Here is a 13,933-nt window from a genome sequence, read left to right on the forward strand (position 1 = left end):
GACGATGAGAACGAATAAGGATATTCAACCATTTCAAGGCTTGCTCAATGGCATTGGGCAAGTCTATTTCACACCGTCTGTTATGACGTCGCTTCTGCTATTACTTGCCATTTCTATTGAGTCACTCGCGCTGGCTTTTCTTACCTTGCTTGGCGCCAGTTGCAGCTATGCATTAGCCTTCTGTTGCTATATGTACGCCAACGCCAACAAGGCAGCTTACGATATTGATAGCGGTATGTATGCGTTAAATGGGGCTTTAATTGGTTTGTTTATCGGTAACTTTTTTGGTGTCACACCATTATTGGTTCTAGTGGCTGTGTTAGGCGCATTACTCACAGTTCCCATTGCCAACATTGTATTCAGATTTAAAAAATATCGCGGTTACACTAGCGCCTTTATCCTCACCTCTTGGCTGATTTATGCTATCCAATCAACCTTGGAGCTATCGGCATTTTCTGCACCTGATTCCGCACTGATGCCACTCATCAGTATTGAGGCAAACTCGTGGTTCAACCTGCCGACAGTGGTTATCCCGTTGTTAAAGGGAATAAGCCAAGTCAGCTTCATCGAAAATGCATTGTCGGGGCTCGTTATCTTAATCGCCATCGCACTTAACAACCTAAAGCATGCCATTTGGGTTGTGCTAGCAGTAATAATTAGCACCATTTTTAGTAAGATGATCGGTGCTTCTAACGAACTGGTAGCGCAAGGTCTTTACGGGTACAACGCCATTCTTGCCACTCTAGCACTTGGGCTCTATCCGCGAATCCCTTGGCCGTTAACCCTATTAGGCATGCTATTAAGCTGTCTCATCACACTTGGTTTTCATGAACTGTCACTGTTACCACTCACCGCCCCTTTCATTTTAAGTGTTTGGGCTGTGGTTTACTTGTCCAGCCTGATCCATAAACGAACCATAAGTTAGCTCTGTATAGTTACAGGCCGGTTTTTAGGCGCTCAACATATTGCTTGGGTGTCAAACCTCGATGTTTCTTAAACATCCGATTAAAGCTCGCGACGTTGGTATAACCTAACCTCGTCGCCACTTCTTCCACTGGCACTGAATACAACAATAGCTCCACCGCCACGTTACTTAACGCGTATCCCATGATGGTAGAAAAGTTAACACCCAATTTGTGTAATCGTCGCTGGAACTGCTGTTCAGATAAACCGAGTAGACTGGCAACTTTATGCAGCGTTGGCAGGCCGAAATGGCGACTATAATTGATCATCTCATAAGTCACTTTATGCTCATCCTCGGCGTCGGGCATGTTGAGGTAATTGTCTAAGTCATGGAAGTTCATCGCCAAACTCATCTTGCCGACAGAAGGTGATTGGTTGATCGACAACCTCAAGTGGCTCGGTATCCAAATCTCAGTCCGTGGTTGGCCCCACTGAATATTGCACCCAAAGTACTCCTGATAAAGTTGAGTATTTTCGCGATAACCAGCGATAGATACGGCTGCAGGGGTAAAATCGTCTCCCAAGTATCGTCTCAATATCTTCATCATAAAGATGGCGACTCGAATCGAGTCATGAACTTTACCAGTCTCAGAGTACGCCGGGTTGTCGTAACACCACTTGATGAGTTTACCGACTTGAGCGCCATAGAGAAAAGCACCAGACTGCAAACAGTGCAAGCCAATGTTAACTCGACGAATAGAAGAAGCCAGATCGTGTCCAGAGAAAAACCAGTTCGAGAGAGGACCTAGCCTTTCAATATCCACCCTATCAGCAAGCTTCAAGATAATATCAGAATCGCCTGTTTGCTGTTCAAGCAAGCCATACCATTTGTCCACTTCGCCAACGGGAATAAGGCTCATCGGGTTGTTAAATACCGACTTGGGGATACCTAATTGCTCTACATTCACGAGCTTATTAGTCGTTGCGTGTTGGTAAATACCCAGAATTCCCAATGCTCTTAAGAAGTTACAATTGTTCATTAGCTACCATACTTAGAAGTCACTATTACTGATCAAATCATATTGGCATCATTATTAAAGTAATTGGTAAATTTTCAACTTCTAAATCTGATATCAATCACACTCTGTGCTCAATTTAACCTAGGGTTTATCAATGAGTTTAGTGAGTGTCCCATTTGTCGGCACCGGCGCCGATACCGCTCTACACGTTGTAGCAGGCGTTGTATTGATCGCAACTATCGCTGCTGCATGTTACGGGTTCTGGCGTGTGCATGAATTACCAATCAATAAAGCTCACAGCAAAGAGCACCAACAACTCGGTTTGATCACCGCATTAACTTGGATTGGTTTTATCTGGCACTGGGTATGGGTACTCGCCGTCATCTTGGCCTTTGTTGATATGGAAAAAGCCATCATCAATCTGAGAGACACCTGGAAAGCGCCGCCAAAATCTGATGTACCGCCGGAACAAAATGATAAAAATGAGGAGAACCCAGTATGTTAGAAGGTTTAGCGATTTGGGCACTGTTCATTTATTTACTGAGACTGGTCGGTATGCCTTGGAATAAAGGCACCAAAGCGTTTGCTTACTTAGGTGGTACATCTTGGTTGATGTTCGTATGGGTTGGGTTAATCAACTTTACTCCGATGGACCTATCTGGAGGGTCGGTTGTTCAGTCTCCACATATTCAATTACGTCCGGACTCAACAGCGGTCACAGGAAAAACCACAAAGGTTCACATCAGCCCAAACCAAGATGTGGTTGAAGGGCAACTTCTTTACGAAATCGATGACACTAAATATGTGATTGCGAGAGACAAAGCAGGCGTTCAACTTGAGTCAACAAAAGTCGCTTTAGATACCGCTCGCCAAGAAGTCAGCATTGCTAAAATCAGCTATCAGTCGGCGCTAGAAGACATCAAAACATCTATTGCACAGATAGAGTCAGCAAAGACCGATCTAGTGTTGCAATCTAAGACCCTTGACCGTTACCAGAAACAAAACAGTGTCGTAGAACATACGATTACAGAAACTGACATCGACCAACAAACAGCAAAGGTAGACTTAGCGACGTATAACGTTACGACATTGGAATCTCAGCTTAGCAAGAAAGAAGTCGATGCCGAGAATGCGAAATTAAACATCCACAAGGCTGAAACCAATGTAAGCAAGAAGCAGACTGAGGTCGATTCAGCAAAAGCAACATTGGCACAAGCACAATGGGACTTGAACAGTACCAAAGTCACGGCACCGACTGACGGCTTTGTAACGAACTTTATCCTTCGTGAGGGTCAACGCGTTTCAATGATGCCTCGTATCCAGATGTATACCGAAGAGAAGTACGTATTGATGCGAGTCAATCACCAAGCGATTCGCAATGTTAAGGTGGGTCAACCAGCAGAATTTTCGACCGCGGTATACCCGGGGAAAATATTCTCTGCAACCGTAGAAGGCATTGTTGAAGCGACGGGTGAAGCACAAGCTAGCTTATTAGGTATTGATGAACAGGTTCGCGTTACCACAGGCAGAAACCTTCAAAACAAACACCACTTTGTCCGCTTAAAAATTGACGAAACGGAAGGTTACGATATTCCTGTAGGCTCCGTTGGACTAGCTTGGGTAAGCGGTGAGAAGCCGATTGGCTTTATGGGCTTCCTAGACGTAATACGTGGGATTATCATTCGAATGAAATCTCAGTTGTACTTCTTTTACTCAATCTAACTTAAGTAACAAGTCAATCAATACAAAGCCAGTATGCCCTTAAAGCATGCTGGCTTTTTTGGGGAAGAACAAAGACGAGTTAGTACTAGCTGTCGGCATAAAATACAAAATAGCTCTTATTACTTAACTTAGACAATCCATCCGTATTTTGCATAATGCATTTTCGTTTTGCGAAATTATAATTTCAAAACGCGAAAAACCAGCTTAAATACACACCAAATTGCTATAAAACACCCATTTTACGTCGTTTTAAAAGTTGGCACACTAACTGCAATGTATACATTGACCCTTCTTAAGCCGAGGGTCACCTAGCCAACTGACGTTGTTAGTGAACCTTTGTTGTTCACGATATATATAGGCCAATTGCGAATATTGCGATTGGCCATTTTTTTGCCTGTCATTTAAGAAACAACGCCCGCCCAACATACAGACACCCATTCATAAACATAATAATCAACATTCATAGCCAACTATGAACAACAGATACCTGATGCGTTATAGAAAACGTTTTCTATTTATTTTAATTAAAAAAATACAAAACATAACCTTATGTTTTGTATTGTTTTTAGTTCAATAACTGATTCCACACCGCTTTTATTGACAAAATTAGCATTGACTACGTGATTTATATCACCATAATGCGCACGTTTGCCTGCAATACGGCGACCGTTAAATTTAATTTTGATCATTTGCGGAGGTAAAAAATGGCTGCTGATAATAACTACAGTCTTGGGCCGGTTCCTACATCGGCTAGGAAAGGAGTCGCTTCACTCACCATGGTAATGCTTGGACTCACTTTCTTCTCTGCAAGTATGTGGACAGGTGGTTCACTCGGGACAGGTCTTTCATTCAACGATTTCTTCCTCGCCGTACTCATCGGTAACCTAATTCTCGGTATTTACACTTCTTTTCTTGGCTACATCGGCTCATCTACTGGCCTCTCTACTCACCTCCTTGCTCGTTTCTCTTTCGGTACTAAAGGCTCATGGCTTCCTTCTGCTCTACTTGGTGGTACACAAGTCGGTTGGTTTGGTGTGGGCGTTGCCATGTTTGCGATTCCGGTACAAAAAGCCACGGGCATTGATACCAACACCTTGATTGTTGTATCAGGCTTGTTGATGACAGGTACGGTGTACTTCGGTATTAAAGCACTCATGGTGCTTTCAGCGATTGCGGTTCCTGCGATTGCGATTCTAGGTGGTTACTCAGTATTGACCGCGGTAGACAGTGTTGGCGGGCTAGAACAGCTACAACTGATTGAGCCGGAAACACCAATGGACTTCTCCATGGCGTTAGCAATGGTTGTCGGTTCATTCGTGAGTGCGGGTACGTTAACTGCCGATTTCGTTCGCTTTGGTAAAAAGCCAGCGAGCGCAGTGTTAATTACCATGGTCGCGTTCTTCATCGGTAACTCACTGATGTTTATCTTTGGCGCGGCAGGTGCAGCAGCGACGGGGCTCTCTGACATTTCAGATGTGATGATTGCGCAAGGACTACTTCTTCCAGCCATCATCGTTCTAGGCTTGAACATCTGGACAACCAATGAAAATGCACTTTATGCGTCAGGTCTTGGTTTATCTAACATCACAGGTCGCTCAAGTACTACAATGTCTATCATTAACGGTATCGTAGGTACGATTTTCGCGCTTTGGTTGTACAACAACTTCGTCGGCTGGTTAACCTTCCTTTCGCTGGCCATTCCACCCATTGGTGGCGTAATCATCGCCGACTTCTTTGCGAACCGTAAACGTTACAAAGATTTTGCAAAAGCAGAGTTCCAAACCGTTAACTGGGCTGGCATTATCGCAGTAGCAACAGGCGTAGCCGCTGGTCACTTCCTCCCTGGCATCGTTCCTTTAAATGCCGTGTTTGGTGGTGCAATCAGTTACCTCGTGCTTAACCCTCTATTGAATAAAAACGCTCTGAAATCTCAGGCCGCCTAAGGACACACTATGACAACCTTATTAATCAAGAACGCGAAGCTTCAAGACCAAGACGGCTTGAAACAAATCCTGATTGAAAATGGTCAATTTTCTCGCATTCTCGATAATGATGCACCAATCAATCATCAAGGTGACATCCTTGATGCTGAAAGTGGTATTGCAGTTTCTCCTTTCTGTGAACCGCATATTCACCTAGATACTACGCAAACGGCTGGCGAACCTAACTGGAACATCTCTGGTACTTTGTTTGAAGGTATTGAGCGTTGGGCTGAGCGTAAAGAATTGTTATCAATCGAAGACGTAAAGTCTCGTGCGAAACAAACACTGAAATGGCAGATTGCTAACGGTGTTCAACACGTGCGTACTCACGTTGATGTATCAGATCCGACGTTAGTTGCATTACGAGCGATGGTTGAAGTTCGTGAAGAGATGAAAGAGTGGGTCGACATCCAGATCGTTGCATTCCCTCAGGAAGGCATTCTTTCATACCCTAACGGCAAAGAATTGCTTGAAGAAGCTGTGAAGATCGGCGCTGACGTTATTGGTGCTATCCCTCACTTCGAATTCACTCGTGAGTACGGTATTGAATCTCTGCACTATGCGTTCGAGCTTGCACGCAAGTACGACTGCTTGATCGACGTTCACTGTGATGAAATCGATGACGAGCAATCTCGCTTCGTTGAAACACTGGCAGCCCTTGCGCACAAATTCGACATGGGTGATAAGGTAACGGCAAGCCATACTACAGCAATGGGTTCTTACAATGGTGCTTACGCATCTCGCCTATTCCGTCTATTAAAGATGTCTGGCATTAACTTCGTGGCAAACCCGTTAGTGAACATCCACTTACAAGGCCGTTTCGACGACTACCCGAAACGTCGTGGTGTGACTCGTGTTAAAGAGATGCTAGCGGCTAATATCAATGTGTGTTTCGGCCATGATGATGTGTTTGACCCATGGTACCCGCTGGGTACAGCGAATATGCTTCAAGTTCTGCACATGGGACTGCACGTAACACAAGTTATGGGGTACGACCAAATCAACACCTCTCTTGATTTAATCAGCAAGAACTCAGCTCGTACATTGAACATCCAAGACAACTACGGTATTGAGGAAGGTAAGCCAGGCAGCCTGCTAATTCTTCCTGCTGACGATGGCTTTGATGCCGTGCGCCGCCAAGTACCAGTGCAGTACTCTATCCGCCACGGCAAGGTAATCGCAGAGACTCAACCAGCGAAAACAAAAATTAATTTAGATAAAACTGAAGATATCAACTTCAAACGATAATATCGTCTATACTAATGATGAAAAGGAGGCTTAGGCTTCCTTTTTACTTTGTCATGGCGTGCGATTTTATAAAACTATCAGCTATTTCAGGTGGTTTTGTTAACGAGCACAACATGACAAAAAAACTCGCTGATTTCTCAATCAATGAGTGTACAACCGGAAAGACTGTGTTAACATGCACTCGCTCTGTTAGCCGGAGTTATTTAAGTTAGATGAATAGTAAAAAATGACATGTAAAATCGTTACCCGTTTTTGTAAGTAGTTTTTCCTTATTTCTTAGCAACATTAAATAATTCAATTATCAGCGCATTGCAGTAATGCAATCAACAATTTAGAAAATTTATGAATAAGGGACAAATTATGTCTAACACAAATACTGGCACTGTAAAATGGTTTAACGAAGAGAAAGGTTTCGGTTTCATTTCTCAAGACAACGGCGGTGCTGACGTATTCGTACACTTCCGTGCAATCGCTTCAGAAGGTTTCAAAACTCTGAAAGAAGGCCAAAAGGTTTCTTTCGAAGTTGAAAACGGTCAAAAAGGCCTACAAGCAGCAAACGTTGTTGCTCAATAATTAGCTTTTAGCTAAAAAGAATTTTAAAGCGCTGATTTTTATCGGCGCTTTTTTGTATCTGCTCATAAATGTTTTCATCCTTTCCCTCTCTCGATTCAAATTTCTGGGTCACTTCTTCAATCGAGTTACTTCTCCAATCGATTCTGAGATCACAGTGCTCTCCCGAACTAAGGTTTTAATACAAAACTCAACTTATGTTCCATAGTGAATAACCAAAAATATGGTTAAAGAACAATCCATTAGACACCATTTATGAATACGCAATCGATATTCATAATAAAAATGAGTTATTTATCCAATCCTCATCTATTAATCATATAATTTTTAAAGCAAAGACCTCCGAAATCCGCTAACCTTGTCCACAAGTGGCTTGAGTTAGTTTGGTATCTGCAGTAAAAATAATGAAAAAAGACGAATTCCAGAAATCCACCGCTAATCTAAAAAAAGCGGTACCTCTTATGATGAAGAACAGAGTGTCTACCACACCTGCAAATTACGCACTTTGGTACACCTATGTCGATAATGCTATCCCGCAGCTAACTAAAGACATGGATGGTGTTTTAGAACACTACGGCATTTGTCCTCCAGCCGTTGGTGAACAGCTTTACAACAATTACGTTGCGAGCAAATCTGAAACCAATATCAACGATCTTCGCGCGAACCTAGAACTGTTAGTTTCTGAAGTTTCGAATTCAATGAATGATACTCTCACCGATACCTCAGCTTTCTCCGATATGATCGATCAAAGCTTCGAGGATTTGGCTCGTGTTGATAATGAAAGTTTATCGATCGACGAAGTCATGTCGTTGGTTCGTCAGTTGGTTTCTGAATCTCGTCATATTCGTCACTCTACTCAGTTTCTAAATTCTCAGCTGCACTCTGCTACATCAGAAATTTCCAAGCTTAAAACCCAATTGGTAGAAGTGCAGAAAGATGCGCTCTTTGACAGTACAACAACACTCTATAACCGTCGCTCTTTCGACCGTGATATAGAAACCTTGTGTGAAGCGAAAGAATCTTTGTGTTTGATTCTTCTCGACATCGATCATTTTAAAAATTTCAATGACACCTATGGCCACTTGTTTGGCGATATGGTTCTTAAAGGGATAGCTCGCAAGCTGAAGTTAAGTTGCCGTGAAGGTATTTCTGCGTATCGATTTGGTGGTGAAGAGTTCGCACTCATCGTGCCAAACAAGTCTTTGCGTATTGCTCGTCAGCTCGCTGATACTAATCGACGCTCTCTAGAAAAGCTGTCTATTAAAGATCGTCGCAGTGGTCAACAAGTCGGTAGTATCACCGCATCGTTTGGTGTCGCTGAACTTGAGCCCGGTGAGTCGGCGCAATCACTGATCGAACGAGCTGATAAGCTACTTTACGAAGCGAAATCACTTGGCCGCAACCGAGTCATGCCTCTTTAAGGTTTCACCGCTGGTTCTGCTCAATGAGAACCCGTGAACGCGAATTGATATACATTTAAAAAACAACAAAAAGCCCCAAAGACTAACTAGTACGTTAATCTTTGGGGCTTTTTCGTTGGCTATGTGTATCGGCTTAGTACTTACTGGGTTCAAACCCTTCAGCGTTCCAAACCTTATCTCATGCGACTAAAGTTGGTAGCAGTAATTCAGACAGTAATCTTCACCACTCTTTGCTCTAAACTCTTTATCTTCGCTGCATGCCTTTGGTTTGCCCTTTGCATCACCTTGAATCAAACTGATCCAGTGGCGCATAGCTGCAATGGTCTCTTCGCGCATTGTGGTCGTTGATTCCACTGGCGATTGACCGAACGTAGTGCATGATTCTAACTGAATATCATCGATCTCTACCAATTCAATACACCCTGTCCCTTTATGACATCCAAACATCACTTCTAAGTGACTGCCACTGCCATCTCGGAACAAGATAGAGTCTGGGTCATTCTTCTCACCCATGTACGCTACAAACTGTTTAGGGTGCTTTAGGCCGCTGTGCTGACCATCTTTAAAGTAAGCCATGATATGGCGGTAATCAACTACGTAGCTGGTTACGTCTTGATGTGAACCATTCTCTAATGGGAACAGTCGATCAAGCAGCTGTTTTGCTTTCACTTGCTTCTCTGTTTGCTGGTTGGCACTGATTGTCTCCACGGCAAAGACAGCTTCAGCGATAAATGGTTTTGATTGTTTTTGGATTTCTGTTTTATCGAATGTAAGCATATTCATAGTCTTTCCCTCTTGACTAGCCCGGTGATAACCACCGATTTCTACAGCAAAAATGTGTCCTAGAGCAATTATTCCAAACTAACGTTTAACTTATTTGTCATTTTGTGAATTGCTTAGTTTGTAGATTAGCGCTTTTTTACATACAATTTCACAACAAAAATTTTACAATGTGAATTTTACAAATATGGCCTTGTCAAAAAGTTTAGTTCGTCAGTCTCATTTCCTAGGTACGAAAATACGTAACCTAAGAAAACGTAACCATTTAACGATGGAAGATCTGTCTGCGCGTTGTATTCGAATCAACCCAGAATACGCACCTTCCGTTTCTTACCTTTCAATGATTGAACGTGGAAAGCGTGTGCCAAGCATCGACATGCTGGAAGTGATTGCGCAGGTTTTTCAGAAGACCCCAACGTGGTTCCTCGACGACGAATCAGAACAACAAGCCATTGCACCTGACAAAGGGAATCGTGGTGGGATAAGTGGCATGGCACTCGAGCCTAGCTTTCTTTTCTCCAACGACATCCTGCAGATTGCGATTCCTGAGATGCTGTCACAAACGGGGATCTCTGGCCGTCAGTTTGCGCACCTCTTGATTAGGGCACACCAAGAAAGCAACCAGAACCACTTCCCTGACCTTGAGCGTGCCGCAGAGGAGGTTGGCCTAAAACGTCTTAACCTGAGCGTAGAAGACCTGATAGACATCGCTAGAACCCTTGGTATTAACATCCGCTGGGTTACGCGCACGCCGCAGGACGTGGTTGATGAGCTAGGAATTAATGCCAAGCAACTGGTTACTTCATTCTTTGAGCCTCCCGGTACGATCTTTTTAAACGAAATTCTCAAAGAGTACCCCACTCGTCTGAAATACGATCTCTCGGTTTATATCGGCCATTGCATTCTGCATAGTAAAGAAGGCCTAAAGAGTGTGTTGTCGGTCGGTAACAACAACACATGGGATGACAACCAGATTTCAGGCTCTTCACAGTTGAATTCTCAAGACATTCTGCAAGCGTGGCGAGACTTTGAATCCAGTTTCTTTGCTGGAGCACTTCTGTGCCCGAAAGTCCCGTTTAGACAGCTGCTAGACCGCACTGGTTACGAAATAGACGTTCATAAGAGAGCGGGGGTTTCCCCCTCTGTTGCGATGCGTAGAATGACGGTAGTATCGCCCTACCCTCACTGGCACTACTTTGATGCTTATGGGCTGGGGAAACTCAAGGCGGTATACCGCGGGAACGGGATTCCACTGCCTTGGGGGAATATGAGAACGGTCGCCGACCCATGTCAACATTGGGCAGTGTTCCGTCGATTATCAGAACCTCGAGCGGGTAGCTCAGCTCAGATCTCCATTTTAAATGTAGGAGATGAGCCAAGAATCTATTGCTGTGAATCCATCAATATGACGGATCCTGCGGGTAACAATCGTGTGTTGTGTGCTGGTATAGACTTAAACCCAGCGATTGATGCTCAAGGCGGTAATTCAAGAGATATTGCAGAGCAGCTTAAGGCGTCATGCGTCAACAATGGTGGCTCTGTGGTAATCCCACGTAACATCAAGAAAGATCTCACGACAATAGCCAAGATTCTAAATATAAATTGGATTGAACGTGGGATTGAGACAGAGGCTAGGCTTATCTGCTCCAGAGGTGGAGAGTGCCCTCGCCAACCAAGCTGTTACTCGAAGTGTGGTGAGTAAAAAAGTAAAACCAACAAGTAGAACTCAAAATTCAGGCAAAAAAAAACCAACCACAATAAAGGTGATTGGTTATATATTTTGTGTGAACAATATGGGTTCACTAACAACGTCAGTTGGCTAGGTGACCCTCGGCTTAAGAAGGGTCACCGTTACTAATGCAGCATACGTGCCAACTTTTAAAACACGTATTTACTAAGCATCTGAACACGTATTAGCCGTAAACCCCTGCTTGCTTTGCAAACTGGAATTGCAAATTGCAAAGATCCACAAAAACGCTAGTGATTATGTTGTTATTAATAAATCATTAACGAATCATTACCTTTCCTCTCAATAGCGTATTTCTTCTTGATTCAGTCGTTTTTACGGCCAAGAAATCACTTCTAATTCCCCCAATAATACCCATAAAAAAACGCGAACATTGAAATTCAATATTCGCGCTTATTCGAGTTAAATTGCAGAAATTCGCTAATAAACGAGAATCTTCTTAAAAAGTAATTCTCGTTGCTGAACCGCTACAAAGCTACCTTCTCAACCTTTCGGTCTACCAAAGAGCTACTATTTCTGAGGTGCAGGCTTAGAACGGCTTCTAGATGGTGAAGGCTTGTTACCTGTAGGCTTATTACCTGCTGATTTGTTCGACGGTTTGCTCGAGCCATTACCGCCACCGAAACCAGACTTATTAGGTTTACCTGCACCAGCTGGCTTACCAGAACTATTCGTAGAAGGCTTGTTTGCCGCATTACCACGCTTATAGTTACTGCCATTATTTCTTAAAGATTTATCATCACCAGCAACTGCAGAGTTGCTGTCAGAGCCTTTGTTACCTGAGTTCGGCTTGTTCGCATTAGGCTTACGCTTAGGAGCAGAACCTGAACCAGAAACATGACGCTTGTTCTTGCCTGCTGGTTTGTGCCCGCGAGCATTCTCACCAGAACGTTGACCATCAGAGTGTTCACGTGTCTTTTTCGGCTTCTTAGGCTTAATCGGACGCGAATCCAAACGAGATTCTGGCAACTTGTTTACAGGTGCAAAACCTTCAAGTTCACGGCGCTCAAGCACTTGCTGAATAAGGCGCTCGATACCAAACAGTTCACCCACTTCATCAGCACAAACCAATGAAATTGCCTTACCCACTTCACCAGCACGGCCAGTACGACCAATACGGTGAACGTAATCTTCTGATACGTTTGGAAGGTCGAAATTCACTACTTGAGGCAGTTGCGGAATATCGATACCACGCGCTGCGATATCAGTCGCCACCAATACTCGTACCTTACCCGTTTTGAAGTTCTCTAGGGCTTTAGTACGCGCGCCTTGGCTCTTGTTACCATGAATAGGCGCCGCTGAGATGCCTTGCTCGTCAAGGAAGTGTGAAAGCTTGTTTGCGCCATGTTTCGTTTTGCTAAACACAAGCACTTGTCGCCAATCATTATCTTTGATGAGCTTCGCTAGCATTGCGCTTTTTTTCTTTTTATCTACTGGGTAGATGCTTTGCTCAACGGTTGGTGCCGTTGAGTTTGCAGGGCTTACCGAGATTTCAACTGGGTTGTTGACTAAGCCTTTCGCCAAGCCACGAATATCATCAGAGAACGTCGCTGAGAACAGTAGGTTTTGGCGCTTCTTAGGTAGAAAAGCCAAGATCTTACGGATATCACGAATGAAGCCCATGTCTAGCATGCGGTCAGCTTCATCTAGCACTAGAATTTCTAGTTGATCAAAACGCACAGCATTTTGGTTGTATAGGTCAAGTAGACGACCCGGTGTTGCTACCAGTACATCACTACCTTTACGCAGTTTTTGCATCTGAGGGTTAATTTTCACACCACCAAACACCACCGTAGAAGTAAGAGGTAAGTTAATACCGTACTTCACTACGCTGCCATTCACTTGCGCAGCAAGCTCACGGGTTGGTGTTAGCACTAGCGCACGAACTTGGTTTTGACGTACGCGAGGGCCTTTTGACAACATTTCAAGAATAGGTAGCGTGAAGCCTGCAGTTTTACCTGTACCTGTTTGAGCAGCGGCCATAACATCTTTGCCCGTTAGGACAGCAGGTACGGCTTTCTCTTGTATTGGTGATGGCTTATCGTAACCTTGTGCTTCAATAGCTTTAAGGATCGGTTCAGAAAGGCCCAGGGAGGTAAAACTCATAGATTATTTTCTCAGTTGAATAACATTTAGTATGAGCAACGCGCAGAAAGAAGTCGTTGCTACAGCTTTCGCTCATCAATTGGATTGATAAGGAGCAAAGCGCGGTATTCTGAGGCTTTTCCCCACATTCAGCAACTAAATTCTAATCACAGCTCCAATTCAACCTACATAACTTGTCGCTTCTGTTCGTACATTTTTTCATCAGCCGCTTTCAAGAGTGCATCGACATCATCGTAGTTATTGTTATGAATAACCCAACCAACACTGATTCGCAGATAAATTGAGTGAGTCTCATAGACCACTGGTGTCGTACATATACCCGTGATCATTGAAGGTGCTTGATTTTAGCCAAAATGAGGATCATGCTAGGTGACATGAAAATAACACTATCCAATGAACAAAAAATCACGCTGATTAACCAACACGATACGACTC

General features: G+C 43.7%; 11 protein-coding genes and 1 pseudogene. 8 read left to right on the forward strand and 4 right to left on the reverse strand.

Annotation, left to right across the window (positions count from 1 at the left end; all coding sequences use genetic code 11):
* Positions 1-4: 4 nt before the first annotated feature.
* Positions 5-925 carry an urea transporter gene (locus H5300_RS04930; protein WP_182795548.1) on the forward strand — a complete coding sequence of 307 codons (921 nt, stop codon included), beginning with the start codon at positions 5-7 and terminating at the stop codon, positions 923-925.
* A 10-nt stretch (positions 926-935) separates the two neighbouring features.
* Here H5300_RS04930 and H5300_RS04935 read toward each other — a convergent pair whose 3' ends face one another.
* On the reverse strand, positions 936-1,943 hold the full coding sequence (locus tag H5300_RS04935; RefSeq protein ID WP_182795549.1) for an AraC family transcriptional regulator: 1,008 nt from the start codon (positions 1,941-1,943) through the stop codon (positions 936-938).
* A gap of 133 nt (positions 1,944-2,076) precedes the next feature.
* On the opposite strand from H5300_RS04935, the gene H5300_RS04940 reads away from it, so the two are divergent.
* The 6 genes from H5300_RS04940 (at position 2,077) to H5300_RS04965 (ending at position 8,865) form a co-directional block, all read left to right on the forward strand.
* Complete coding sequence (locus H5300_RS04940) at positions 2,077-2,427, forward strand: MFS transporter (protein WP_017082491.1); 351 nt, start codon at positions 2,077-2,079, stop codon at positions 2,425-2,427.
* Positions 2,421-3,644: an HlyD family secretion protein gene (locus H5300_RS04945; RefSeq protein WP_017082492.1), complete on the forward strand. Its 1,224-nt coding sequence runs from the start codon at positions 2,421-2,423 to the stop codon at positions 3,642-3,644. The genes H5300_RS04940 and H5300_RS04945 overlap by 7 nt, the downstream gene beginning before the upstream one ends.
* 704 nt (positions 3,645-4,348) lie before the next feature.
* The gene (codB, locus tag H5300_RS04950; protein ID WP_032545837.1) at positions 4,349-5,587 is read left to right on the forward strand and encodes a cytosine permease; all 1,239 of its coding nucleotides are present in this window, start codon (positions 4,349-4,351) and stop codon (positions 5,585-5,587) included.
* Between the two features lie 9 nt (positions 5,588-5,596).
* Positions 5,597-6,874 (forward strand): cytosine deaminase, encoded by a 1,278-nt coding sequence (locus tag H5300_RS04955; protein WP_182795550.1) that lies wholly within the window; start codon positions 5,597-5,599, stop codon positions 6,872-6,874.
* Between the two features lie 360 nt (positions 6,875-7,234).
* The gene (locus tag H5300_RS04960; protein ID WP_004730009.1) at positions 7,235-7,447 is read left to right on the forward strand and encodes a cold-shock protein; all 213 of its coding nucleotides are present in this window, start codon (positions 7,235-7,237) and stop codon (positions 7,445-7,447) included.
* 401 nt (positions 7,448-7,848) lie between these two features.
* Positions 7,849-8,865, forward strand: coding sequence for a GGDEF domain-containing protein (locus H5300_RS04965; RefSeq protein WP_004730002.1), 1,017 nt, complete (start codon positions 7,849-7,851; stop codon positions 8,863-8,865).
* A 186-nt stretch (positions 8,866-9,051) separates the two neighbouring features.
* Here H5300_RS04965 and H5300_RS04970 read toward each other — a convergent pair whose 3' ends face one another.
* Complete coding sequence (locus H5300_RS04970) at positions 9,052-9,648, reverse strand: malate synthase (RefSeq protein ID WP_017079616.1); 597 nt, start codon at positions 9,646-9,648, stop codon at positions 9,052-9,054.
* 169 nt (positions 9,649-9,817) lie between these two features.
* On the opposite strand from H5300_RS04970, the gene H5300_RS04975 reads away from it, so the two are divergent.
* The gene (locus H5300_RS04975) at positions 9,818-11,347 is read left to right on the forward strand and encodes a DUF3612 domain-containing protein (protein ID WP_182795551.1); all 1,530 of its coding nucleotides are present in this window, start codon (positions 9,818-9,820) and stop codon (positions 11,345-11,347) included.
* A gap of 555 nt (positions 11,348-11,902) precedes the next feature.
* Here H5300_RS04975 and H5300_RS04980 read toward each other — a convergent pair.
* Together H5300_RS04980 and H5300_RS04985 are read right to left on the reverse strand one after the other, a co-directional pair.
* Complete coding sequence (locus H5300_RS04980; protein WP_061023202.1) at positions 11,903-13,498, reverse strand: DEAD/DEAH box helicase; 1,596 nt, start codon at positions 13,496-13,498, stop codon at positions 11,903-11,905.
* Between the two features lie 164 nt (positions 13,499-13,662).
* Positions 13,663-13,815 (reverse strand): annotated as a pseudogene (locus tag H5300_RS04985) (diguanylate cyclase domain-containing protein); the annotation flags it as partial.
* Positions 13,816-13,933: the final 118 nt, after the last annotated feature.

The organism is Vibrio sp. SG41-7, assembly GCF_014164465.1.
Lineage (GTDB): Bacteria > Pseudomonadota > Gammaproteobacteria > Enterobacterales > Vibrionaceae > Vibrio > Vibrio splendidus.

Bases quoted from the DNA above. Each gene is read 5' to 3' on its own strand.
- H5300_RS04940 (WP_017082491.1), top strand. From the start codon at position 2,077: ATGAGTTTAGTGAGTGTCCCATTTGTCGGCACCGGCGCCGATACCGCT.
- H5300_RS04980 (WP_061023202.1), bottom strand. From the start codon at position 13,498: ATGAGTTTTACCTCCCTGGGCCTTTCTGAACCGATCCTTAAAGCTATT.
- H5300_RS04960 (WP_004730009.1), top strand. From the start codon at position 7,235: ATGTCTAACACAAATACTGGCACTGTAAAATGGTTTAACGAAGAGAAA.
- H5300_RS04955 (WP_182795550.1), top strand. From the start codon at position 5,597: ATGACAACCTTATTAATCAAGAACGCGAAGCTTCAAGACCAAGACGGC.
- H5300_RS04930 (WP_182795548.1), top strand. From the start codon at position 5: ATGAGAACGAATAAGGATATTCAACCATTTCAAGGCTTGCTCAATGGC.
- H5300_RS04965 (WP_004730002.1), top strand. From the start codon at position 7,849: ATGAAAAAAGACGAATTCCAGAAATCCACCGCTAATCTAAAAAAAGCG.
- codB (WP_032545837.1), top strand. From the start codon at position 4,349: ATGGCTGCTGATAATAACTACAGTCTTGGGCCGGTTCCTACATCGGCT.
- H5300_RS04945 (WP_017082492.1), top strand. From the start codon at position 2,421: ATGTTAGAAGGTTTAGCGATTTGGGCACTGTTCATTTATTTACTGAGA.
- H5300_RS04935 (WP_182795549.1), bottom strand. From the start codon at position 1,943: ATGAACAATTGTAACTTCTTAAGAGCATTGGGAATTCTGGGTATTTAC.
- H5300_RS04970 (WP_017079616.1), bottom strand. From the start codon at position 9,648: ATGAATATGCTTACATTCGATAAAACAGAAATCCAAAAACAATCAAAA.